We start from the raw sequence: 21444 nt of genomic DNA, 5'->3' as shown, positions 1-21444 counted from the left end.
TCTGGAACGATTGCGGATTCCTGAGGAATTCACGCCGTTCTGAGAGCAATCCCACATCACATCGTCATCACAAACCCGTGGATTCGGCCGAGAACTGAGCTCACTCGCTGTAACGTCGATTGGGTGCGTACCAAACGAAACCTCACCCGTCTGGACCGGGTGTTCGCCAGGCTCGACCGGGAGCCGGAACGGCCGACCCACATCGATGTGCCGAAGATGAGCCGGCACCGGGTCGCGCTGTTCGCCTCGACCCTGGCCTTCTACCTGGCGATCGTGTGGCTCGTGGTGATCACCTCGTGGCTGGTCCGCCTCGACTGGCAGGTGATGTTCTTCCGGCCGTACCAGCAGTGGTCCGAAATCCACTGGTTCGTCGACTACTACGTGGTTCTCGGCCAGCGCGGCCCCACCGCCGTGATGGTCGCCGCCTGGCTCGGCTGGAGATCCTGGCGCCAGCACACCCTGCGCCCGCTGCTCACGCTCGGCACCTCGCTACTGCTGCTGAACATCACCGTGGGCGCCGCGAAGATCGGCATGGGCCGTCTCGGACCGCACTACGCCACCACGATCGGCTCGAACGAGATGGGTCTGGGCGGCGATATATTCCCCAGCGGCCACACTGCCAACGCGGTCGTGACCTGGGGAATCCTGGCGTATCTGGCCTCCACCCCGAGAGCCCGCAGATGGCTGTCCGCCCTCTCCGCGGTCACCTCGCTCGGCGTCGGCATGGCCACGGTCTACCTCGGTACGCACTGGCTGAGCGACGTGGTCCTCGGCTGGGCCGCCGGCCTGCTGATCCTGCTGGCACTGCCCTGGTTCGAGCCGCTGATCGCCCGCGCCGAGGTCTGGATCCTCGACCTGCGCGACCGCTGGCGCGCCCGCCACGCCGGTGCCGTGCCCGCGCCCACCCCGGTCCCGGTGCCCGTGCCGCTCAAGCCGCGCCCGGCGACCCAGGACGAGGCCGCCGCGGCCCGTGCGCCCAGGGCGCCGGTCTACCTCGCTCCCGGTCCGCACACGGTCCGTTCGGAGCGCACCCCGGTCACCCCCGTCGGCAGCCGCCGTCCACCGCACTCCGACCGGCTGCCACGCGGTACGACCACCTCGACGGCCCGCCCCCTGACAGGCGGCTGACCGGCCACGGGGCCCTCGGTACGCACAGCCGGGCCCCGCACGCCAAGGCCCCGGTTCCTGGTCCAGGAGCCGGGGCCTTCGTCGTCGGCGCGGGGCGTCAGGGCCGGTGCCGGGGTCCGGAACGGGCCGTCCAGGCCGGGGCATGCCGCGGCGGGCGTTCGAGGCCGGCCTCAGCCCTTCCAGGCGCGGACCACGCGGCCGTCGCTCACCTCGAAGTTCAGCCGCCCCACGCGGTACTCCATGGTGATGATCGTTCCGGGCGCCAGTGCGCGCACCGTCGACCACCCCCGTTCCCGGGCGAGGTGCTCGGCCCGCGCGGCCTCGAGGCCGACGTACCCGTCCGGACTGTCCTGGGGCTCCGCTGGCGGAGTGGGAATCGGTGCCATACCGCCACGCTAGGCCGAGGGCGCCGTCGCGGGAACCCCGAACCGGAGATGTGGATCACCCCGGTCACACTTCTGTCACAGGATCACGACGCGCGTTTCGGTCGCCCCGACATGGGTTCTGACGCAGCGAACCGTCACACATACGAGCGGTTCGGTACGCCTTCTGCACGCATTCGAACGTAATTCCCGCGAGTGGTCCCGACCGCCCGAATAACCCGACGGAAAGTTGTCGGAGAACCGCCCCCGGACCCCGCTCCATTCCGATTCCGTGCGGCTCCGCCAGGGTGATTCCTCATAGGAAATACACGGCTCCCCCACACATCCCCCGTCCGCCCCCTACAGGTGCGGCGCGGCGGCGGGAGCCACAGGTGCGGCGGCGCGAGCACCATGGCGGCGGCTCACGGGGACTCGTGCGGCGCGGGCGCCCTCCCCCGCCCCCGCCACGGCAGCACGGCCCCACCCGGTGCGCGGACCGGGTGGGGCCGTGCCGGCTCGCCTCAGAAGGTCAGGCGGAGACCCGGCATGATCAGGTCGGGGTTGCCGCCGATGGCGGCCTTGTTGGCGGAGTAGATCCGCTGCCAGGTCGTCCCGTTCCGGGCGGCGATGGTGCTGAGCGTGTCGCCCTCGCGGACGGTGTAGTCGCCGCGGGAGCCGCTGCGGGAGCTGTGGGCCGTCGAGCGCTCGGAAGCCCGCGCCGAGGAGACCGAGGAGCCGTTCGTGGAGGAGTTCTTCTTCGACGAGCCCGACGTGCTCGAACCCGACTCGGTGGAGGCCGAGCCGGCCGCGCCGGCGTCGGGTGCGCTTCCGGAGGCCCCGGCACGCGCCGAGCAGGTGGGCCACGCACCCCACCCCTGGGCCCGCTGGACCTTGGCGGCGACGGCGATCTGCTGTGCCCTGGTGGCTCGGTCGGCGGTGGGCGCGTAGGCGGTACCGCCGTAGGCGCGCCAGGTGGAGGCGGAGAACTGCAGTCCGCCGTAGTAGCCGTTGCCGGTGTTGATGTGCCAGTTGCCGCCGCTCTCGCACTGGGCGATGCGGTCCCACACTCCGCCGTCCGCCGCAGCGGCGTTGCCGGTCGCGGCCAGCAGTCCGAGGGGGGCGAGGAGCGCCGCCCCGGCGAGGACCGCCGTCGTACGCGCCTTGCCGGCGCGAGCGTTGACGCGAGTGTTATCGGCACATTCGGACATGTAGATCCCTCTCTACGAACCCGGGCTTCCCCCTTGGCGAGGCACGCCGTCCGCGCGGGGCACGGTCGACGCGCTCCGCCCCGTCCGTCGGCGGTCGTGCTGCGCGGTGTCTGGCTCTGCGCGGCCGGCGGACGTACCCGAGCGGTGCTCGTTGCACACGGCGGAGCAATCTAGGGACCCTGACAAGCCGTTAGCAACCAACTCCCCGTTGTCGCAGGCCAGTTGGACGTTACCGGGGGTAGCAAGAGAATTCGGCCACCCGCTTCATTCGCCGATTTCGGGATTTGTCTGCGAACGATTCAAGGAAGCTGTGAGTCAGGTCACGGGACCAACTTCCGTGACCTTCCCGTTACTTGACTTGGAGTGCCCGGTTCCGTACGCATCGTGACCATCCGCGTTCGATGGTTCGATTCCGTTCGCCGTACAGCGTGACCCCCACCACAGATCGCCCGTTGTCTTCTTCATGAGCCGGGGAGTCACCCGGCCCCGCCAACGCACCGCATTCCGAGGGAGTCACCCGTGCCGCGCATGCTCGACGTCAGCGACGAGGTACGCGCCGAGATCGGCGACGAAGAAGCCAACCGGCTGCTCGCCGGAGAGAACGCCCCGGGCAGTTACGACTGCACGTCCTGCCGCACCCCGGGCGACTCCGAGCTCGAGCGCACCAGCACCGTCCTGTTCATCGGCGACGAGACCGCCGTCCTCGCCTTCGCCCACGCCACCTGCCTCCCCTCGCAGGTCGTCCAGGTGACCGAGGAGCAGCTGCGGGGCGCGGTCCGCTCCATCAGCGGCGACACCGTCGACCTGGAGCCCGAGAAGGTCGTACCCGAGCAGGCGATGCTCGGCGTCACCAGCGGACTCGTCCTGATCGCCGGGGAGTTGCACCCGGCGCTGGTCGTCGAGCCGACCGCGCCCATCGTGCGGCCCGGCAGCACCGGGACCGGAGACGACTTCCTGCCGCTGCTCATCGAGCAGGGCTTCATGCCGCTGACCGAGCTGTCCGAGGTCCCGCCGGTGCGGCACGGCTGGTCCGTGCTGCTGGCGATGGGGCAACTGCACGCGGTGCTGCAGCCCTCCCCGAACGGCGGGCAGCCGGTGGCCTGGTGGCAGGCCCACCAGCCGCTCCAGGTGACCGACGGGTGGCGGGCCGCCGCCAACAAGCACCAGCAGGTGCTGATGTACGCGGCGCCGGTCGGCTCCATCGGGCGCCAGCCCAGGGAGGACCTGCTGCGGGACGCGCTGGACAAGGCCGCGGCGAACGGAAAGCTGGTCGGTGCGGCCCTTCCGCTTGCCGGGACCTGAGCCCGCCCACGCAGCGGGAACCGCGGACCGTACGGCGACGGAGACGCCGTCGGTGGCCCCGGCGCCTGTCCAGCCGCATCTCTTCCAGTCCAACCTCGTTTGGACATACGTGCACACCTACGACGTTCCTCGCCGCCAGGCCTACCAGTCGATCCCGTCCGCGCGACCGGCTCAGGAACCCCAGGCAGGCCCATCGGCCACGCCGATCTACGACGCGCTCTACGCCGAGTACGTCAGGTCGTTCCGCTCGCTGCCGGGGGACCGCAGTGGGGAGGAGGACCTGGGGTTCACCGCCTTCGGGAACATCCCACACAGCACGGGGTCGTTCAGCAGCTCGTTCACCAGCTCCTACAGCGCCTACAGCGCGGGCGCGCAGAGTGCGCGCAGCGGTCTCGGGCAGCAGTCGCAGTGGCAGCGGGTCGGGCCACTGGGACAGACCGGACGGCAGCAGACAGGCCGGCAGCAGACGAACACGCAGCAGGCGAACACGGGGATGCACCCCGTCCCGGCGGCGCTCCCGCCAGCGCCCCGAAGGGGCCTGTGAGCCACGGAAGTCCGTGACACGGCTGGAGGGCGGCACCCCACACTCGGGTGCCGCCCTCCAGCCGTTGCGTCACTTCTTCTTGCCGCGCTTCTCGCGCACCCGCACGGAGATGTGGATCGGCGTGCCCTCGAAGCCGAACTCCTCACGCAGTCGGCGCTCGATGAAGCGCCGGTAGCCCGCCTCGATGAAGCCGGAGGCGAACAGGACGAACCGCGGCGGCTTGGTGCCGGCCTGGGTGCCGAAGAGGATGCGCGGCTGCTTGCCGCCCCGGATCGGGTGCGGGTGGGCCGAGACCAGCTCGCCGAGGAAGGCGTTCAGCCGGCCCGTGGGGACCCGGGTCTCCCAGCCGGCCAGCGCCGTCTCGATCGCGGGGACCAGCTTCTCCATGTGCCGTCCGGTACGCGCCGAGACGTTCACCCGGGGCGCCCACGACACCTGGGCGAGCTCGGTCTCGATCTCCCGCTCCAGGTAGTAGCGGCGCTCCTCGTCGAGGGTGTCCCACTTGTTGTACGCGATGACGAGCGCGCGGCCCGCCTCGACGGCCATGGTCACGATCCGCTGGTCCTGGACCGAGATGGACTCGGAGGCGTCGATGAGGACGACCGCCACCTCGGCCTTCTCGACGGCGGCCGCGGTGCGCAGCGAGGCGTAGTAGTCGGCGCCCTGCTGGAGGTGGACGCGCTTGCGGATGCCGGCCGTGTCGACGAACTTCCAGGTGACGCCGCCCAGGTCGATCAGCTCGTCGACCGGGTCACGGGTGGTGCCGGCCAGCTCGTTGACGACGACGCGCTCCTCGCCGGCCACCTTGTTCAGCAGCGAGGACTTGCCGACGTTCGGGCGGCCGATGAGCGCGATACGGCGCGGGCCGCCGATCGCCGTGCCGAAGGACTGCTCGGGCGCCTCCGGCAGGGCCTCCAGGACGGCGTCCAGCATGTCGCCGGTGCCGCGGCCGTGCAGCGCGGAGACCGGGTACGGCTCGCCCAGGCCGAGGGACCACAGGTAGGCCGCGTCGGCCTCGCCGCTCGGGCCGTCGACCTTGTTGGCGCACAGCACGACGGGCTTGCCGGCCTTGCGCAGCAGCCGCACGACCGCCTCGTCGGTGTCGGTGGCGCCGACCTTGGCGTCGACGACGAAGACGACGGCGTCGGCGGCCTCGATCGCGTACTCGGCCTGCGCGGCCACGGACGCGTCGATGCCGAGGACGTCCTGCTCCCAGCCGCCGGTGTCGACGACCTTGAAGCGGCGGCCCGCCCACTCGGCCTCGTAGGTGACGCGGTCCCGGGTCACACCCGGCTTGTCCTCGACGACGGCCTCGCGCCGCCCGATGATCCGGTTGACGAGAGTCGACTTGCCGACATTCGGCCGCCCGACGACGGCGAGGACGGGCAACGGCCCGTGTCCGGCCGCCTCGATGGCGCCCTCGACGTCCTCGAGGTCGAAGCCCTCTTCCGCGGCGAGCTCCATGAACTCCGCGTACTCGGCGTCGCCGAGCGCCCCGTGATCGTGCTCGAAACCGTCCGAGCCGTCGGGCTGGATGTGGTCGTTCATGAAGTCCGTACCTCGTTCATCGTGGTGATCGGTGGGCACTCCGGTTCAGCGGAGTGATCCACTACTCAGTGTCGCCCGGCGGCCGGTCAGCCGCCTCGCGTTTTCCAGGTGCGCGGCCAGCTGCTTCTGGATGCGCTCGGTCGCCTCGTCCAGCGCCTTGCGCGTACGCCGTCCGCTGCCGTCGCCCGCCTCGAAGGGGTCGCCGAAGACGACGTCGACGCGGGACCGCAGCGGGGGCAGCCCCTTCATCAACCGTCCGCGCCGCTCGGAACTTCCCAGCACCGCGACGGGGACGATCGGCGCCCCGCTGCGCACGGCGAAGTAGGCGAGGCCGGCCCGCAGGGAGGCGAAGTCGCCCTCGCCCCGGGTGCCCTCGGGGAAGATCCCGAGCACACCGCCGCTCTCCAGGACACCCAGCGCGCGGGTGATCGCGGTGCGGTCGGTGCTCGTGCGGTCGACCTTCAGCTGACCGATGCCGGTCAGGAAGGGGTCGAGAGGGCCGACGAACGCCTCCTTCTTGATCAGGAAGTGCGTCGGCCGGGGCGCCACGCCCATGACCATCGGCCCGTCGATGTTGTGGGAGTGGTTGACGGCGAAGATCACAGGACCGCTCGCCGGCACCTTCCAGGCGCCCAGCACCCGCGGTCTCCACAGCCCGTACATCAGGCCGACGCCGATGCGCCGCCCCACCTCGGCACCCCTCTCCGAGGGCAGCTCGCTCACCGGGCGGCCCGCTTCTCCTCGACGAGCGTGACGACGCACTCGATGACCTGGGCCAGCGTCAGCTCGGTGGTGTCGACCTCGACGGCGTCGGCCGCCTTGGCGAGCGGGGAGGTCTTGCGGGAGGAGTCGGCCGCGTCCCGCCTGATCAGCGCCGCCCGGGTGGCGTGGACGTCGGCGCCCTGCAGCTCACCGTTGCGGCGGGCGGCGCGGGCCTCCGCCGAGGCGGTGAGGAAGATCTTCACATCGGCGTCCGGCAGCACGGTCGTCCCGATGTCCCGCCCCTCCACGACGATCCCCTTCTCGGCGGAGGCGGCCAGCGACCGCTGCAGCTCCGTGATCCGCGCACGCACCTCCGGTACGGCGCTCACCGCGCTGACCTTGGAGGTGACCTCCTGGCCACGGATCGGGCCGGCCACGTCGGTGCCGTCGACCGTGATCGTCGGGTGGGCCGGGTCGGTGCCGGAAACGATCTCCGGCTTGCCCGCGACGGCGGCGATCGCCGTGGGGTCCTCGATGTCGATCCCGTTGTTCACCATCCACCACGTGATCGCCCGGTACTGCGCCCCGGTGTCCAGGTAGCTCAGGCCGAGCTGCCCGGCCACGGCCTTGGACGTGCTCGACTTGCCCGTGCCGGAGGGGCCGTCGATGGCGACAATCACGGGCTGGGCGGCGCCGTTTTCCACGGGGGGACACCTTCCTGGTGCGAGGCGGTGGGCTGCGGGGCGAGACTGTGCCCCGCACAAGGTTACTGGGTACGACTCACTCGTCCGGCCGCACATCCGGCCCACCGGCGCCTTCTCAGTGCCCGCCCGGGCGATCCAGCCCACCGGCGCCTCCTTGACGCCGGTCCAGGACTCCAGCCCGTCTGGGGGCACCCCCTCTGGGGGAGTTTGAGGACGAGGCCCGTTCAGGGCCGATGCGGGGGTCTGGGGGCGGAGCCCCCCAGCGAGGGCCACACCAGCGCGGGGCACCCGGCGAAGAGACGGCGCCCTACTGCCGGATAGCCCACCCCCGCTCCCGCAACGCCGCCGACAACACCGCCGCCGACTTCGGTTCAACCATCAACTGCACCAACCCGGCCTGCTGCCCCGTCGCATGCTCGATCCGCACGTCCTCGATGTTGACCCCCACCGCACCCGCGTCTGCGAAGATCCGCGCGAGCTGCCCGGGCTGGTCGTCGATCAGCACGGCGACGACCTCGTACACCCGCGGAGCGGACCCGTGCTTGCCTGGGACACGCACCTGCCCCGCGTTCCCACGGCGCAGGACGTCCTGGATGCCGCCCGCCCCCTCGCGGCGCTTGTCCTCGTCGGAGGACTGCAGCGCCCGCAGCGCCTGGACGGTCTCCTCCAGGTCGGCGGCGACGTCGGTGAGCAGGTCGGCGACCGGCCCCGGGTTCGCGGACAGGATGTCGATCCACATCCGGGGGTCGGAGGCGGCGATCCGGGTCACGTCCCGGATGCCCTGCCCGCACAGCCGTACGGCGGCCTCCTCGGCGTTCTCCAGGCGCGCGGCGACCATGCTGGAGACGAGGTGGGGCATGTGGGAGACCAGCGCGACCGCCCGGTCGTGGGCGTCCGCGTCCATCACCACGGGAACCGCCCGGCAGTGCGAGACCAGCTCCAGGGCGAGGTTCAGCACCTCGGTGTCGGTGTCCCGGGTGGGCGTGAGCACCCAGGGCCGGCCCTCGAACAGGTCGCCCGTCGCGGCCAGCGGACCGGACTTCTCACGGCCCGACATGGGGTGGGTGCCCAGGTAGGTCGACAGGTCGAGCCCGAGCGCCTCCAGCTCGCGCCGCGGCCCTCCCTTGACGCTGGCCACGTCGAGATAGCCGCGCGCCACGCCCCGGCGCATGGCGTCGGCGAGCACGGCGGCCACATGGGCGGGCGGGGCGGCGACGATGGCGACGTCGACCGGGCCGCCGGGGGCCTCGTCGGTGCCGGCGCCGAGCGCGGCCGCCGTACGGGCCTGCTCGGGGTCGTGGTCCTCCAGGTGGACGACGACGCCCCGCTGGGAGAGGGCCAGGGCCGCGGAGGTGCCGATGAGCCCGGTACCGATGACGAGCGCGGTCCTCACTGGGCGATGTCCTTGCGCAGGGCGGCGGCGGCGCCGAGGTAGACGTGGTTGATGCCGGCGCGGGGCCTGTCGGACTCGATGTGCGCGAGGACCCGGACGACCCGCGGCATGGCGCCCCGGACGTCGAGTTCCTGGGCACAGATCAGCGGCACGTCGACGATGCCGAGCTTGCGGGCGGCGGCCGCCGGGAAGTCGCTGTGCAGGTCGGGCGTCGCCGTGAACCAGATGCTGATCAGGTCGTCGGCGCTGAGGGAGTTCCGCTCCATGATGGCGGTCAGCAGGGCCCCGACCTGCTCGTCCATGTGCCCGGCCTCGTCCCTCTCCAGCTGGACGGCCCCCCGGACCGCTCGTACCGCCACGGCGCTGCTCCTCGCTCACGTTGGGTATCGGCTCTTCGCCCGTCCAGCCTAGTCAGCCCGGGTCCGCCGGGTGGGCCGCGCCCGCCCGCTGAGACGGGGCCCGGACTCTGCCGATGTCGTCGGTATCACCGTATTCGGCTACTTGGTGCGGTAACGCCCCCGTGCGCCTCTTTACGCCGGATGCGTCCTGCGCTCTCATGACCGTCTGACGACCTGTCGGCGAGTCCGGCGTCGGCGAGCCGCCTTCGACCTGGCCGGCTTCAGCGGCACGGGCGCGGTCAAGTCCTGGCTGGCGACCGCCGCGTTCGCCTTCGCCCTCGTCCAGGTCGTCCCGGCCCTGACGGTCTACGGCAGGCTGCCCGGCCCGGGCTGGTCGGGGGCGCTGCACCGCTGGTCGGGCCGCACCGCCTTCCTGCTGTCGGTCCCGGTCGCGGTGCACTGCCTGTACGCGCTGGGCTGTCAGACGTACGAAACACGCGTTTTGTGGCACTCTCTCCTGGGTTGCTTCTTCTTCGGTGCCTTCAGTGCCAGGATGCTGTTGCTCCGTTCGGAGCGACTTCCTTCCTGGCTGCTGCCGGTCGTCGGCGGACTCGTCCTCGCCGTGTTCACGATCGTCTGGCCGACCTCCGCCCTCTGGTTCTTCCGCATCTTCGGAGTGACGACATGACCCACCCCGCCACGCGCCGGACGGTTCTCCTCGCGACGGGCGCGGCGGCACTCGCCGTCGGCTGCAGCGAGTACGAGGGCAACGGCGACTCCTCGCCCAAGAGCGCGCCGCCGGCCGCCTCCAAAGGCCGGCAACTGACGACGACGGCCGAGATCCCCGTCGGCGGCGGCAAGATCTTCGAGGACGAGAAGATCGTCGTCACCCAGCCGACGAAGGGTGACTTCAAGGCGTTCTCCGCGGTCTGCACCCATCAGGGCTGCACGGTCGCCACCGTCGCCGACGGCACCATCAACTGCCCCTGCCACAAGAGCAGCTTCCGCATCACCGACGGCTCGGTGACCGGCGGCCCGGCGACCAGACCGCTGCCCGCCGAGCAGATCACGGTGGAGGGCGGCTCCATCAAGCTGACCTGATCCGCCGGTGTGGTCCCCGGCGGTGTGATCACAGATCCCAGAGCGCCCCGAGCGTGACCAGTTCCCCCTGGTACTCGATCCGGTCCGCCCACTCCGTGGGCCATGCCTCGGCCCCGGCGTACGCGCCCGCGAAGGCGCCCGTCAGGCAGGCGATGGAGTCGGAGTCGCCGGACGAGCAGGCGGCCCGGCGCAGCGCGGTCACCGGCTCGTCGGGGAAGAGCAGGAAGCAGAGCAGCCCGGTCGCCAGGGCCTCCTCGGCGATCCACCCCGCCCCCGTGGCCAGGCACGGGTCGGTCTCGGGCGAGGGGTCGCGCAGCGCCGCCCGGAGGCGGTCCAGGACGGCCAGGCACTCGTCCCAGCCGCGCGCGATGAAGTGCTCCGGGCTCGGGTCCTGACTGCGGGTCCACAGGTCCCCGAGCCAGCGCTCGTGGTAGCGGCTGCGGTGGTCGAGGGCGTACGAGCGCAGCTGCCCGACCAGCCCCGCCGGCTCGGCGCCCTGCGCGAGCAGCCGTACGGCGTGGGCGGTGAGGTCGGAGGCGGCGAGGGCGGTGGGGTGGCCGTGGGTGAGGGCGGCCTGGAGCTGGGCGGCGCCGGCCCGCTGCTCGTCGCTGAGGCCGGGCGCGAGACCGAGGGGGGCGACGCGCATGTTGGCGCCGCAGCCCTTGGAGCCGATCTGACTGGCGTCCTGCCAGAGGCGCCTGTCGTCCTTCAGGAGGTTGCAGGCGGTCAGGCAGGTCCGGCCCGGGGCCCGGTTGTTCTCGGGCGACTGGTACCAGTCGACGAACTCCTCGCGCAGCGGCCGCTCGAGACGCGAGGGCACGAGCAGCCCTCGGTCCATGGCCGTACGCAGGGCCCGTCCCACCGCGAGCGTCATCTGGGTGTCGTCGGAGACGAAGGCGCGCTGCGGCAGCTGCATCCCGCGCCAGGGGCCGCACTTGGCGAGGATCGACGGGACGTCGTTGAACTCGGTCGGGAATCCGAGCGCGTCCCCCAGTGCGAGGCCGACGAGGGCCCCGGTGGCGGCGCGCTTCCTGACGGTGGTGGTGGTCATGCGGAACGTCCTTCCCGGGGCGGTCGCAGCAGCGGTGGGTGGAGGGTGGTGGCGGAGCCCGCGCGGTAGAGGGCGGCCGGTTTGCCGCGGCCGCCGGTCAGCCGCGCGGCGCCCCCGGGGACGGGCTCGACGAAGCCCGGGGTGGCGAGCACCTTGCGGCGGAAGTTGGGCCGGTCCAGTCCCGTGCCCCACACCGTCTCGTAGACCTGCTGGAGCTCGCCGAGGGTGAACTCGGGCGGGCAGAAGGCGGTCGCGAGGCAGGTGTACTCGAACTTGGCGCCGACCCGTTCGTGGGCGTCGGCAAGGATCCGGTCGTGGTCGAAGGCGAGCGGCCTGGCGTCGTCGTACGGCAGCCAGCGGGCCTGGGCCGCGTCGCCGCCGCCGTGCGGTTCGGGCGCGTCGGGCAGCAGCGCGGCGAAGGCGACGGAGACGACCCGCATCCGGGGGTCGCGGTCGGGTTCGCTGTAGGTGCGCAGCTGCTCCAGGTGCAGCCCGGAGACGTCCTCCAGGCCGGTCTCCTCGGCGAGTTCACGCCGGGCGGCGGTCTCGGCGGACTCGTCCGGCAGCACGAAGCCACCGGGCAGCGCCCACCGTCCGGCGTACGGCTCCTGGCCGCGCTCGACGAGCAGGACGTGCAGTGCGCCCTCGCGGAGGGTGAGGACCGCGAGGTCGACGGTGACGGCGAAGGGCTCGTAGGCGTACTTGTCGTAGCCCTGCATGACTCGCACCCCCTTTTATAGTCGTCACGACTATAAAAGGGGGTGCGAGTCGGTCACAAGCCCTTGAGGCCGATCCTTGGCCGGTTCTTCGAAGACCGGCGGTCGAGCCCTAGAGGTCGACCTCCTTCATCAGCATCCCGACCTCGGTGTTCGACAGCCGCCGCAGCCATCCCGACTTCTGGTCGCCGAGGGTGATCGGGCCGAAGGCCACCCGCACCAGCTTGTCGACCGGGAAGCCGGCCTCCGCCAGCATGCGGCGCACGATGTGCTTGCGGCCCTCGTGGAGGGTGACCTCGACGAGGTAGTTCTTGCCGGTCTGCTCGACGACCCGGAAGTGGTCCGCGCGCGCGTACCCGTCCTCCAGCTGGATGCCGTCCTTGAGCTTCTTGCCGAGGTCGCGCGGGATCGGGCCGACGATGTGCGCGAGGTAGGTCTTCTTCACGCCGTACTTGGGGTGGGTCAGCCGGTGCGCCAGCTCGCCGTGGTTGGTCAGCAGGATGACGCCCTCGGTCTCGGTGTCGAGCCGCCCGACGTGGAAGAGCCGGGTCTCGCGGTTGGTGACGTAGTCACCGAGGCACTGCCGCCCCTCCGGGTCCTCCATGGTCGACACGACACCAGCGGGCTTGTTCAGCGAGAAGAACTGGTACGACTGCGTCGCGACCGTCAGCCCGTCGACCTTGACCTCGTCCCTCTCCGGGTCGACCCGCTTGCCCTGCTCCAGGACGATCTCGCCGTTGACCTCGACCCGGGCCTGCTCGATCAGCTCCTCGCAGGCGCGCCGGGAGCCGTAGCCCGCGCGCGCGAGGACCTTCTGCAGCCGCTCGCCCTCCTGCTCGGCGCCCGGGAAGGTCTTCGGCAGCTTGATGTCCTTCTTCCCGGCGTACCGCTCGCGGTTGCGCTCCTCGGCCCGCGTCTCGTACTCACGGGAGCGGGAAGGAGTCGTACGGCCGCCGCCCTGCTGGGGTTTCCTCGGGCCGCCCTTGGCGCCGCCGCGGGCCGCGCCGCCGCGCCCCGACTTCGGGCCCTCCGGGGAGGCGCCGGGGCCCACGTCGTAGCGGCGCTCCTCGGGACGGGGCTTGCGCGGACGCCCCTGACCCTGGCCCTGCTTCTGGTCCCTGTTGTTGCCGGCCCCGCGGTAGTTACCGCGCCCGCCGCTCTTGCCGCTACCGCTGCCGCTGCTTCGCATCAAAGTTCCGTCGTCGTCGTGTTCGTCGTAGGACCGTCGTCCGTGGCCGGAGCCTCCGTGTCCGGGGCGTCCGGATCGAACGACGGTACGCCTTCCTGGGTCTCGGCCTCGATCGCCTCCGCCTCCGGGAGGAAGGGCGCGAGCTCCGGGAGCTCGTCCAGACCGCGCAGGCCCATCCGCTCCAGGAAGTAGTTCGTCGTCCTGTACAGGATCGCACCTGTTTCGGGTTCCGTGCCCGCCTCCTCGACCAGCCCGCGCTGCAGCAGGGTGCGCATGACGCCGTCGCAGTTCACTCCGCGGACGGCGGAGACCCGGCTGCGGCTGACCGGCTGGCGGTAGGCGACGACCGCCAGGGTCTCCAGCGCGGCCTGGGTGAGGCGGGCCTGCTGCCCGTCCAGGACGAAGCGCTCGACGGCCGGGGCGTACTCGGCGCGGGTGTAGAACCGCCAGCCGCCCGCGACGAACCGCAGCTCGAAGCCGCGCCCCTGCACGGCGTACTCGTCGGCCAGCTCCCGCAGCGCGTCCGCGACCTGCCGCCGCGGCCGCTCCACGATCTTCGCGAGGTGCTCCTCGGTCGCGGGCTCGTCCACGACCATCAGGACGGCCTCCAGGGCGGGCTTGAGGTCGAGGCCGGCGACGGCGCGCAGCCCGGCCGGGACCTCGGTGGTCTCCTCGCTCACGGCTTCTTCTCCTCCTTGGGCTCCTCGGGCGGCCGGTCGAACTCGTCGGTCACGCGCGGCGTCTCGTCCCCGTCCCCGCCCGTCCAGCGCACCAGCAGCTCCCCGAGCGCGGTCTCCTGGTCGAGGGCGACGGCCTTCTCCCGGTACAGCTCCAGCAGCGCCAGGAACCTCGCCACGACGGTGAGGGTGTCGTCGGTGTCCTCCACGAGCGTGCGGAAGCTGGCCTCCCCGAGCTCCCGCAGCCGCGCGACCACGATTCCGGCCTGCTCCTGCACACTCACCAGCGGCGCGTGGATGTGGTCGACGTACACCTGCGGCTTGGGCCTGGGCTGCATCGCCTTGACCGCGAGCTTCGCGAACCCCTCCGCGCCGATGCTGATGACCACCTCGGGCAGCAGCTCGGCGTGGTGCGGTTCGAGGCCGACGGTACGGGGGTAACGGCGGGCCTCGTCGAGGAGCTTGCCGTTGAAGATGTCGGCGATCTGTTTGTACGCGCGGTACTGCAGCAGCCGCGCGAACAGCAGGTCACGGGCCTCCAGCAGGGCGAGGTCCGCCTCGTCCTCGACCTCGGCGGCGGGCAGCAGCCGGGCCGCCTTCAGATCGAGCAGCGTCGCGGCCACGACCAGGAACTCGGTCGTCTGGTCCAGGTCCCAGTCCGGCCCCATCGCCCGGATGTGCGCCATGAACTCGTCGGTCACCTTCGACAACGCGACCTCGGTGACGTCCAGCTTGTGCTTGGAGATCAGCTGGAGGAGCAGGTCGAAGGGGCCCTCGAAGTTGGCGAGCCGAACCTTGAAGACACCGTCGGAGGGCGCCGAGCCCTCGGACACCGAAGGCTCCCCGGGGGCTTCCGGTCCGGCGCCCGGTTCCGGTTCCGCCACGACGGGCTCTTCCGCCTCCGGCTCCGGTTCCGGTACGACGGGCTGAGGCCCCGGTACGGCGGGCTCGGGCTCACGCTCCGGCAGCGCATCGGGAACCGGTGGCTCCACCGGTACCGCGGGCGGAACGACCGGCGAGGCCCCCGGCCCCCGCCCCAGCGCACGCCGACGGCCGCCGGTGGGTGCGCCGGGGCCGGGGGCGGGAACGTCGTTCGAGGTCATGGCCTCCGCAGGCTACCGCTACCGCCCACGCAGCCGACGTACGAGGATGCTGGCGTCCCCCCGGCTCTCCAGGTCGGCGAGGACGACCGCGACCGCCTCCCGGACGATCCGGCCCCGGTCGACCGCGAGGCCGTGCTCACCGCGCAGCACCAGTCGCGCGTGCTCGAGGTCCATCAGTTCCTCGGCGGACACGTACACCGTGATCTTCTCGTCGTGCCGCTCCCGGCCGCTGGGGCGGCGCGTCGACGACCGCCCGCGCTTGCGCGGCTGGGCAGCGGCGGCACCGGCGCCGGGCGCGGCAGAACCTTCCTGCGCCCCCTGGCGGCGCGTCGAGCCCTCCGCTCCGGCGGCCCGGCTGCGCGACTCGCCGGCGTCGGCCGGTTCCGCGTCGGCCGCCACGTGCTCGGCGCCCTCGCCGTCACCGCCCTGCGCGGGAACGGCCTGCGGCGCGTCGTCGGCGGTCGCGGCCGCCACCCCGTCGCTCTCCCCCGCCGGAGCGGGTACCCGGGCCTCGCCATTGGCCTGGCGCCGGGGTGCGGACGGCTGCAGCGCCGTTCCCCCTGTCGTACGGAAGAGTTCGTCGGCCCCCGGCAGACTCACTCGGCGTGACACCGGGCGAGCACCTCCCTGGCGAGCTGGCGGTAGGCGGCGGCGCCGACGGAGTTGGAGGCGTACGTGGTGATCGGCTCACCGGCGACCGTGGTCTCCGGGAAGCGGACCGTGCGCCCGATGACCGTGTGGTAGACGTGGTCGTCGAACGCCTCGACGACACGCGCGAGCACCTCACGGCTGTGCACGGTGCGCGAGTCGTACATGGTCGCGAGAATCCCGTCGAGCTCCAGCTCCGGGTTGAGCCGCTCCTGGACCTTCTCGATGGTCTCGGTCAGCAGCGCCACACCGCGCAGGGCGAAGAACTCGCACTCCAGCGGCACGATCACCTTGTGCGCGGCGGTCAGCGCGTTGACCGTGAGCAGGCCGAGCGAGGGCTGACAGTCGATGACGATGTAGTCGTAGTCGTCCATCAGCGGCTTCAGCGCCCGCTGCAGCGTCGACTCGCGAGCCACCTCGGAGACCAGCTGGACCTCGGCGGCGGACAGGTCGATGTTGCTCGGCAGCAGGTCCATGTTGGGGACCGCCGTCTTCAGGAGCACCTCGTCGGCCGACATGCCCCGCTCCATGAGCAGGTTGTAGACCGTGAGGTCGAGCTCCATCGGGTTGACACCGAGACCGACCGACAGCGCGCCCTGCGGGTCGAAGTCCACGAGCAGCACCCGGCGTCCGTACTCCGCGAGCGCGGCACCCAGGTTGATGGTCGACGTCGTCTTGCCCACGCCGCCCTTCTGGTTGCACATCGCGATGATCGTCGCGGGACCGTGGTTGGTCAGTGGTCCCGGGATCGGGAAGTACGGCAGCGGGCGACCAGTCGGGCCGATGCGCTCGCGACGCTGGCGGGCAGCGTCGGGCGCGAGCGTGGCCGCGTACTCGGGGTCGGGCTCGTACTCGGCGTCGGGGTCGTAGAAGTGCCCGTCGGGCAGTTCGTCGTAGTCGGCGAAGTGGTTGTGGGGCGCGCCACTTCCGTCGCCGGCCATGGCGTTCACGTGATGGCCATCCATGCTCTGGTGTGCTGACAGAGCCGTCTGGGGGCTTCTCTGGCTCTGGTGGGCTGCGAAGGTTCGGACAGCGACGGAGCCGACAGCCTCGAGCCCCGTGGAGCCCTGGCCCCGCGTAGGCATTCCTGGTTGACCACCCCCGGGAGCAAATGTCGACTCATTCACAAGTCGTCTTACCTCCTTGGTGACCAGGAAACTTCTAGACAGGTCAGCGTGGCACCATGCCGACGATTGGCGACTCTATGGCGTGTCGGCGGTCCGCAGCAACACAATCCGCCGGACCCGGCTCGATGTGTCGGCAATGAAACATCCCGCTGTCAAGGGCGTACGGCCGTCGCACGGCAGGTTTCGCCGGTGTGCGAATCGGTCGAAGAGTTACGTTCGAGGCGAGTTGACCGAGAGCCGCAAAGTGACCATACACACATCCGGCCGGACCTTGTCGGGCAAGGTCCGGCCGGGCTCGCGAGGTTGACGACCTCTGTTGACGAATCGCCTTTTACACGATGGTGACTTGGCGACTTACCAGGTCGGGGGGCGCTTGGGGGCTCAGCCGAGCAGCGAGTCGAGCTCCACGTGCTCCAGGCCGTGCGCCTCGGCGACCTCCTTGTAAACCACCTTGCCGTCATGGGTGTTGAGGCCCTTGGCGAGCGCGGGGTCGCGGCGCAGCGCCTCCACCCAGCCCCGGTCGGCGAGTTCGACGATGTAGGGCAGCGTCGCGTTGGTGAGCGCGTAGGTGGAGGTGTTGGGGACCGCGCCAGGCATGTTGGCGACGCAGTAGAAGACCGAGTTGTGCACCTGGAAGGTCGGCTCGGCGTGGGTGGTGGGACGGGAGTCCTCGAAGCAGCCGCCCTGGTCGATCGCGATGTCGACAAGGACACTCCCCGGCTTCATCCGGGAGACCAGTTCGTTGGTGACCAGCTTCGGGGCCTTGGCGCCCGGGATGAGGACGGCGCCGATGACGAGGTCGGCCTCGAGGCAGGCCTTCTCCAGCTCGAAGGCGTTGGAGACGACCGTCTGGATCTTCGTGCCGAAGACCTTGTCCGCTTCCTTGAGCTTGTTGATGTCCTTGTCGAGCAGGGTCACGTGGAAGCCCATGCCGATGGCGATCTGCGCGGCGTTCCAGCCGGAGACGCCACCGCCGATGACCACGGCCCGGCCGGCCAGCACACCGGGAACGCCGCCGGGCAGCACTCCGCGGCCGCCGTTGGCGCGCATCAGGTGGTAGGCGCCGACCTGGGGGGCGAGCCGGCCCGCGACCTCGGACATCGGGGCGAGCAGCGGCAGCGCGCGGCTGGGCAGCTCGACCGTCTCGTAGGCGATCGCCGTGGTGCCGGACTCCAGCAGGGCGTTCGTGCACTCCTTGGAGGCGGCCAGGTGCAGGTAGGTGAAGAGGGTCTGGTCCTTGCGGAGGCGGTGGTACTCCTCGGCGATGGGCTCCTTGACCTTCAGCAGCAGGTCGGCGGTGGCCCACACCTCGTCGGCGGTCTCCAGGATCTCGGCCCCGGCGGCGACGTACTCGTCGTCCGTGATCGACGAGCCGAGACCGGCGTTGCGTTCGACGACGACCTGGTGGCCGTGGCGCACCAGCTCGTGCACGCCGGCCGGGGTGATGGCCACGCGGAACTCGTTGTTCTTGACCTCGCGGGGGATGCCGACCTTCACGTCGATCACGGTCCTTGGCTCAGAGGGTGTGGGGCATAGCAAGACAAACCCGTATGCAAGGGGCACACCGGGATACACCGCAGGAGAACGCGGCAGAGCCAGTCTAATGAAGGTGTTCCCGCTGTCTAGCCTTCCAATGCATCAATCTTCAGCGGATGCACTGCGGATTTCGCAGGCGTTAGCGTCGTGTTCCAGCTGCTCGGGCTCCGGATCACGGTCCGGGAGCTCCTCTCCCAGGATGCGCTCGGCCGCGCCGCGGTGCAGGCGGGCGGCCGCCGGGTCGCCGAGATGGTCCAGGGTGTCGGCCAGCCGCAGCTGCAGCGCGGCCTGCAGGCGCCGGTCCTCCGCCCGGCGTGCCCACTCCACCGCCTCCTGGCAGGTGTGCAGTGACTCCTCGGGCCGGCCCGCGTACTCCTGGACCCGCGCCAGCTCGCTCAACGCCCGCGCGTGTGCGGCGACATCGCCGTTCCTGCGGTGCCCGGCCGCCGCGGCCCGCCAGCCGCGCTGCGCCTCGCCGTAGCGGCCCGCGTAGGTGTGCGCGGTGGCGATCCGGCCGTACAGGCGAGCGGCGTCCTCCCGCTCGTCGCGGGCGAGCCGCTGGGCGAGGGCCCGGCCGAACCAGTCGGCGGCCCGCTCGTAGTCCCCGAGCTCCAGGTGCGCCCCGCCTACGGATTCCATCGCGCGGCCGGTCGCATACGGATCGTTCGCCTCACGTCCGGCGTCCAGCGCGGCCCGGTAGCGCACCAGCGCCTCCGCCGTCCGTCCGGTCCGGGCGTCCACGTCGGCCAGGTTCAGCAGCGCGGCGGCCTTCTCGCGGGGCAGGTGCCGGCGCTCGGCCACGTCCAGCACGAGCTGGTGGACGCCGTACAGGTCGGGGGCGGCGCCCTGGGTGCCGAAGTGCGCGACCATCGCCCTGACCAGCTGGGACATCAGACGCCTGGCCAGGGTGTCCAGCTCTCCGTCGGCGACGGCGAGGCGGGCCGAGGCGAGCAGGGCGGGGCGGCGCAGGCGCAGCCAGTCGGCGGCCGCGCGCGGGGTGGGGAAGCGCAGGGCGCGGGGCATGCCCTGGAGCTTCTCGCGGGCCTGCGGGCTGTCCGTCTCGGTGATCGCCCGGCAGGACTGCAGCAGCCGGACCGTCCGCTCCAGCATGCGGGCACGGGCCAGCTGGAGCTCGGCCGGGCGCTCGTGGGCCTCGGCGGCGGCGCTCAGCAGGGGGTGCAGACAGCCGGGGACCTCGTACTCGGGCAGGGCCGAGTCGGCGGCCCGCAGCAGGCCGAGGGCGAGGAAGTCGTCCAGGGTGGCGCGGGCGGCGCCGAGCGAGCAGCCGGCGAGCGCTGAGGCGGTGTGAGGGTCGACGAGTCCGGCCGGGGCGAGGGAGAGCAGTCGCAGTATCCGTGCGGCGGCCGGCGGCAGGGTGGCGTGCACGAGCCGGAACACACGGCCGAGGGGCGTCCCCTCGTCGCCCTCGGCGTGCAGGTGTTTGGCGAGGTCGGCGACGGCCGCCTTGGGGCGGGCGGCGAGCCAGCCGCCGGCGAGGATCAGCGCGGCGGGCTGGCCCTGGCAGACCTCGACGAGGCCCTCGGCGGCGCGTGGGTCGACGGTGATGCGGACCGAGCCGGTGTAGCGGGTCAGCAGGTCGAGGGCGGACTTGGTGTCCAGGCCGCCCAGCGTGCAGGGGCGCACGTCCGCGATGCCGGTGAGGGGGCCCGCTGAGACGGCGACGACGAGGCACTCGGGGGTGTCCGGGAGCAGCGCGTCGACCTGTTCGGCGCCGGCCGCGTCGTCGAGGAGGAGCAGCGCGCGCCGCTCGGCGAGGGCCTCGCGGAGGGAGGCCGAAAGGTCGTCCTCGGAGGCGCCCGGCGGGATCGGCAGGTCCAGGGCGGCGAGCAGCTCGCGGGCGGCGCGCTCGGTGGGCACGGGGGTGCCGTCCGGCTCGCTGAGACGGGCACGCAGCACGCCGTCCTGGTATCGGCCGGCGATCCGCCGGACGAGTTCCTCGGCGAGCGAGGTGCGCCCCGAGCCGGGCCGGCCGGCGATGAGGAGCACGCGCGCGCGTGGGGCCTTTCGCCCGGAGATGGTGTCCAGTCCGGCGCGCTCGATGTCGGCGCGCAGCTCCTTCAACTCCCGGGATCGGCCCAGGAAATGGCCCTCTGGCGCGGCGTGTCCCGACAGCTGCACGCCGCCTGTGTCCACTGCCTGTTCCGTCACGGGCCACACTCCCGTCCCACCGCACACGCAAGCCCGCCGGGACTCCGGATCGGGCGATTCCAGAGCCTAGTTCACGCTCTGCGACGTTCCGGGAGGAGCACGGCGACGACGTCGCCCGATCGGATCAGGCGATCGTCATATCGGCAGGGGTGTTCGCCCGGTCACGGTTTTCCGGGAACGGCCTCCGGTTTCCCGGTGTACGGCTTCCGGATTCCCGGGTACCGCTTCCGGATCACGCCTGGAAAGGACGCGCCGGCCACGGCGCCTGAGCCGGCCGCAGCGCGTCGAGTCCGTCGCCGTTCCTCGCGGCCACCAGCGAGAGGACACCCACGACGAGGCAGTTGTTGTGCAGCTCGCCCGCGAGCACGCCCCGGACGAGTTCGTCGACCGGCACGCGCGCGTGCTCCATGTCGGCCTCCTCGTCCTCCACCTCGAAGCGCTCGCCGTCGGCCTCGGACAGATCGCGGGCCAGGAAGATCCGCACCGCCTCGTCACAGCCGCCGGGGGTGGTGTACACGTCGGTGAGGACCCGCCAGTCCTCGGCCTTGACGTGCGCCTCCTCGTACAGCTCGCGCTGGGCGGCGTGCAGCGGGTTCTCGCCGGGCACGTCGAGCAGGCCGGCCGGGATCTCCCACAGCTTCTGCCGTACGGGGTGGCGGTACTGCTTGATGAGCAGGACGCGGTCCTCCTCGTCGAGGGCGAGGACGGCCACGGACCCGGGATGGACCTGGTAGTCGCGGTGGACCACGGACCCGTCGGGCATGACCACGTCGTCCGTGCGGACGGAGGTCTTGTTGCCCGTGAAGGGGGTCTCCGTGGCCCGGATCTCCCACGCCTGCGGGGTGTCCTTGATCGTCATGCCCTGTCCTTCCACACGTGCGAGGGCCGGCCGCCGCGC

Annotated in this window: 21 protein-coding genes and 1 pseudogene; 5 read left to right on the top strand and 17 right to left on the bottom strand. The window is 71.6% G+C overall.

Annotation, left to right across the window (positions count from 1 at the left end):
- Window positions 1-123 precede the first annotated feature (123 nt).
- A complete protein-coding gene (locus ACPT94_RS25320; protein ID WP_360345354.1) occupies window positions 124-1128 on the top strand; it encodes a phosphatase PAP2 family protein in 1005 nt (334 codons plus the stop codon).
- A 170-nt stretch (window positions 1129-1298) separates the two neighbouring features.
- On the opposite strand, the gene ACPT94_RS25315 is transcribed toward ACPT94_RS25320, so the two are convergent.
- Complete coding sequence (locus tag ACPT94_RS25315; protein WP_360345352.1) at window positions 1299-1514, bottom strand: I78 family peptidase inhibitor; 216 nt, start codon at window positions 1512-1514, stop codon at window positions 1299-1301.
- Between the two features lie 497 nt (window positions 1515-2011).
- A complete protein-coding gene (locus ACPT94_RS25310; protein WP_360345350.1) occupies window positions 2012-2698 on the bottom strand; it encodes a transglycosylase family protein in 687 nt (228 codons plus the stop codon).
- A gap of 519 nt (window positions 2699-3217) precedes the next feature.
- Between ACPT94_RS25310 and ACPT94_RS25305 the strand changes: the two genes are divergently transcribed.
- Window positions 3218-4000, top strand: coding sequence for a DUF8842 C-terminal domain-containing protein (locus ACPT94_RS25305; RefSeq protein WP_360345348.1), 783 nt, complete (start codon window positions 3218-3220; stop codon window positions 3998-4000).
- A 109-nt stretch (window positions 4001-4109) separates the two neighbouring features.
- Window positions 4110-4544, top strand: a complete 435-nt coding sequence (locus ACPT94_RS25300) for a hypothetical protein (protein ID WP_360345457.1) — start codon at window positions 4110-4112, stop codon at window positions 4542-4544.
- 69 nt (window positions 4545-4613) lie between these two features.
- Here the strand turns inward: ACPT94_RS25300 and der are convergent, their stop codons facing one another.
- From der to aroH, 5 genes are all read right to left on the bottom strand, one after another.
- Window positions 4614-6092, bottom strand: a complete 1479-nt coding sequence (gene der / locus ACPT94_RS25295; RefSeq protein WP_360345346.1) for a ribosome biogenesis GTPase Der — start codon at window positions 6090-6092, stop codon at window positions 4614-4616.
- 45 nt (window positions 6093-6137) lie between these two features.
- Window positions 6138-6755, bottom strand: coding sequence for a lysophospholipid acyltransferase family protein (locus tag ACPT94_RS25290; protein ID WP_425246923.1), 618 nt, complete (start codon window positions 6753-6755; stop codon window positions 6138-6140).
- A 56-nt stretch (window positions 6756-6811) separates the two neighbouring features.
- On the bottom strand, window positions 6812-7498 hold the full coding sequence (gene cmk, locus ACPT94_RS25285; protein WP_425246887.1) for a (d)CMP kinase: 687 nt from the start codon (window positions 7496-7498) through the stop codon (window positions 6812-6814).
- A 307-nt stretch (window positions 7499-7805) separates the two neighbouring features.
- Window positions 7806-8891, bottom strand: a complete 1086-nt coding sequence (locus ACPT94_RS25280; protein ID WP_360345340.1) for a prephenate dehydrogenase — start codon at window positions 8889-8891, stop codon at window positions 7806-7808.
- The gene (gene aroH, locus ACPT94_RS25275) at window positions 8888-9250 is read right to left on the bottom strand and encodes a chorismate mutase (RefSeq protein WP_360345338.1); all 363 of its coding nucleotides are present in this window, start codon (window positions 9248-9250) and stop codon (window positions 8888-8890) included. The genes ACPT94_RS25280 and aroH overlap by 4 nt, the downstream gene beginning before the upstream one ends.
- A gap of 241 nt (window positions 9251-9491) precedes the next feature.
- Here aroH and ACPT94_RS25270 point away from each other — a divergent pair.
- Together ACPT94_RS25270 and ACPT94_RS25265 are read left to right on the top strand one after the other, a co-directional pair.
- A pseudogene (locus tag ACPT94_RS25270) lies at window positions 9492-9917 on the top strand (DUF6529 family protein); the annotation flags it as partial.
- Entirely contained in the window at window positions 9914-10330 is a 417-nt protein-coding gene (locus ACPT94_RS25265; RefSeq protein ID WP_425246886.1) for a Rieske (2Fe-2S) protein, read from the top strand. The pseudogene ACPT94_RS25270 and the gene ACPT94_RS25265, both read left to right, overlap by 4 nt.
- 28 nt (window positions 10331-10358) lie before the next feature.
- Here the strand turns inward: ACPT94_RS25265 and ACPT94_RS25260 are convergent, their stop codons facing one another.
- The 10 genes from ACPT94_RS25260 to ACPT94_RS25215 all read right to left on the bottom strand — a co-directional run bounded on the left by ACPT94_RS25260 (window position 10359) and on the right by ACPT94_RS25215 (window position 21405).
- Window positions 10359-11381: an ADP-ribosylglycohydrolase family protein gene (locus tag ACPT94_RS25260; protein ID WP_360345334.1), complete on the bottom strand. Its 1023-nt coding sequence runs from the start codon at window positions 11379-11381 to the stop codon at window positions 10359-10361.
- The gene (locus ACPT94_RS25255) at window positions 11378-12100 is read right to left on the bottom strand and encodes an NUDIX hydrolase (RefSeq protein ID WP_360345332.1); all 723 of its coding nucleotides are present in this window, start codon (window positions 12098-12100) and stop codon (window positions 11378-11380) included. The genes ACPT94_RS25260 and ACPT94_RS25255 overlap by 4 nt, the downstream gene beginning before the upstream one ends.
- A 109-nt stretch (window positions 12101-12209) precedes the next feature.
- Window positions 12210-13286 carry a pseudouridine synthase gene (locus tag ACPT94_RS25250; protein WP_360345330.1) on the bottom strand — a complete coding sequence of 359 codons (1077 nt, stop codon included), beginning with the start codon at window positions 13284-13286 and terminating at the stop codon, window positions 12210-12212.
- Window positions 13286-13966: an SMC-Scp complex subunit ScpB gene (scpB, locus tag ACPT94_RS25245; protein WP_360345328.1), complete on the bottom strand. Its 681-nt coding sequence runs from the start codon at window positions 13964-13966 to the stop codon at window positions 13286-13288. The genes ACPT94_RS25250 and scpB overlap by 1 nt, the downstream gene beginning before the upstream one ends.
- Window positions 13963-15066, bottom strand: coding sequence for a segregation and condensation protein A (locus tag ACPT94_RS25240; RefSeq protein ID WP_360345326.1), 1104 nt, complete (start codon window positions 15064-15066; stop codon window positions 13963-13965). Before ACPT94_RS25240 ends, scpB begins: the two co-directional genes overlap by 4 nt.
- An 18-nt stretch (window positions 15067-15084) precedes the next feature.
- Window positions 15085-15678, bottom strand: coding sequence for a hypothetical protein (locus tag ACPT94_RS25235; RefSeq protein WP_360345324.1), 594 nt, complete (start codon window positions 15676-15678; stop codon window positions 15085-15087).
- A complete protein-coding gene (locus ACPT94_RS25230) occupies window positions 15663-16799 on the bottom strand; it encodes a ParA family protein (RefSeq protein WP_360345322.1) in 1137 nt (378 codons plus the stop codon). Before ACPT94_RS25230 ends, ACPT94_RS25235 begins: the two co-directional genes overlap by 16 nt.
- 423 nt (window positions 16800-17222) lie before the next feature.
- Window positions 17223-18347 (bottom strand): alanine dehydrogenase, encoded by a 1125-nt coding sequence (ald, locus tag ACPT94_RS25225; RefSeq protein WP_360345320.1) that lies wholly within the window; start codon window positions 18345-18347, stop codon window positions 17223-17225.
- Window positions 18348-18479: 132 nt separating this feature from the next.
- Entirely contained in the window at window positions 18480-20546 is a 2067-nt protein-coding gene (locus ACPT94_RS25220) for a tetratricopeptide repeat protein (protein WP_360345318.1), read from the bottom strand.
- A gap of 232 nt (window positions 20547-20778) precedes the next feature.
- Complete coding sequence (locus tag ACPT94_RS25215) at window positions 20779-21405, bottom strand: NUDIX domain-containing protein (RefSeq protein ID WP_360345316.1); 627 nt, start codon at window positions 21403-21405, stop codon at window positions 20779-20781.
- Window positions 21406-21444: the final 39 nt, after the last annotated feature.

The sequence above is a fragment of the Streptomyces aurantiaciflavus genome (assembly GCF_049808595.1).
In the GTDB taxonomy this organism is placed as follows: Bacteria; Actinomycetota; Actinomycetes; order Streptomycetales; family Streptomycetaceae; genus Streptomyces.
The sequence above is the reverse complement of the archived record's forward strand: the minus strand, read 5'-3'. Positions and strand labels throughout refer to the sequence as shown.

Excerpts from the sequence above, each read along its gene's own strand:
- ACPT94_RS25315 (WP_360345352.1), bottom strand. The coding sequence starts at position 1,514 with ATGGCACCGATTCCCACTCCGCCAGCGGAGCCCCAGGACAGTCCGGAC.
- ACPT94_RS25310 (WP_360345350.1), bottom strand. The coding sequence starts at position 2,698 with ATGTCCGAATGTGCCGATAACACTCGCGTCAACGCTCGCGCCGGCAAG.
- der (WP_360345346.1), bottom strand. The coding sequence starts at position 6,092 with ATGAACGACCACATCCAGCCCGACGGCTCGGACGGTTTCGAGCACGAT.
- ACPT94_RS25290 (WP_425246923.1), bottom strand. The coding sequence starts at position 6,755 with ATGTACGGGCTGTGGAGACCGCGGGTGCTGGGCGCCTGGAAGGTGCCG.
- ACPT94_RS25265 (WP_425246886.1), top strand. The coding sequence starts at position 9,914 with ATGACCCACCCCGCCACGCGCCGGACGGTTCTCCTCGCGACGGGCGCG.
- ACPT94_RS25260 (WP_360345334.1), bottom strand. The coding sequence starts at position 11,381 with ATGACCACCACCACCGTCAGGAAGCGCGCCGCCACCGGGGCCCTCGTC.
- ACPT94_RS25255 (WP_360345332.1), bottom strand. The coding sequence starts at position 12,100 with ATGCAGGGCTACGACAAGTACGCCTACGAGCCCTTCGCCGTCACCGTC.
- ACPT94_RS25250 (WP_360345330.1), bottom strand. The coding sequence starts at position 13,286 with ATGCGAAGCAGCGGCAGCGGTAGCGGCAAGAGCGGCGGGCGCGGTAAC.
- ACPT94_RS25240 (WP_360345326.1), bottom strand. The coding sequence starts at position 15,066 with ATGACCTCGAACGACGTTCCCGCCCCCGGCCCCGGCGCACCCACCGGC.
- ACPT94_RS25230 (WP_360345322.1), bottom strand. The coding sequence starts at position 16,799 with ATGCCTACGCGGGGCCAGGGCTCCACGGGGCTCGAGGCTGTCGGCTCC.
- ACPT94_RS25215 (WP_360345316.1), bottom strand. The coding sequence starts at position 21,405 with ATGACGATCAAGGACACCCCGCAGGCGTGGGAGATCCGGGCCACGGAG.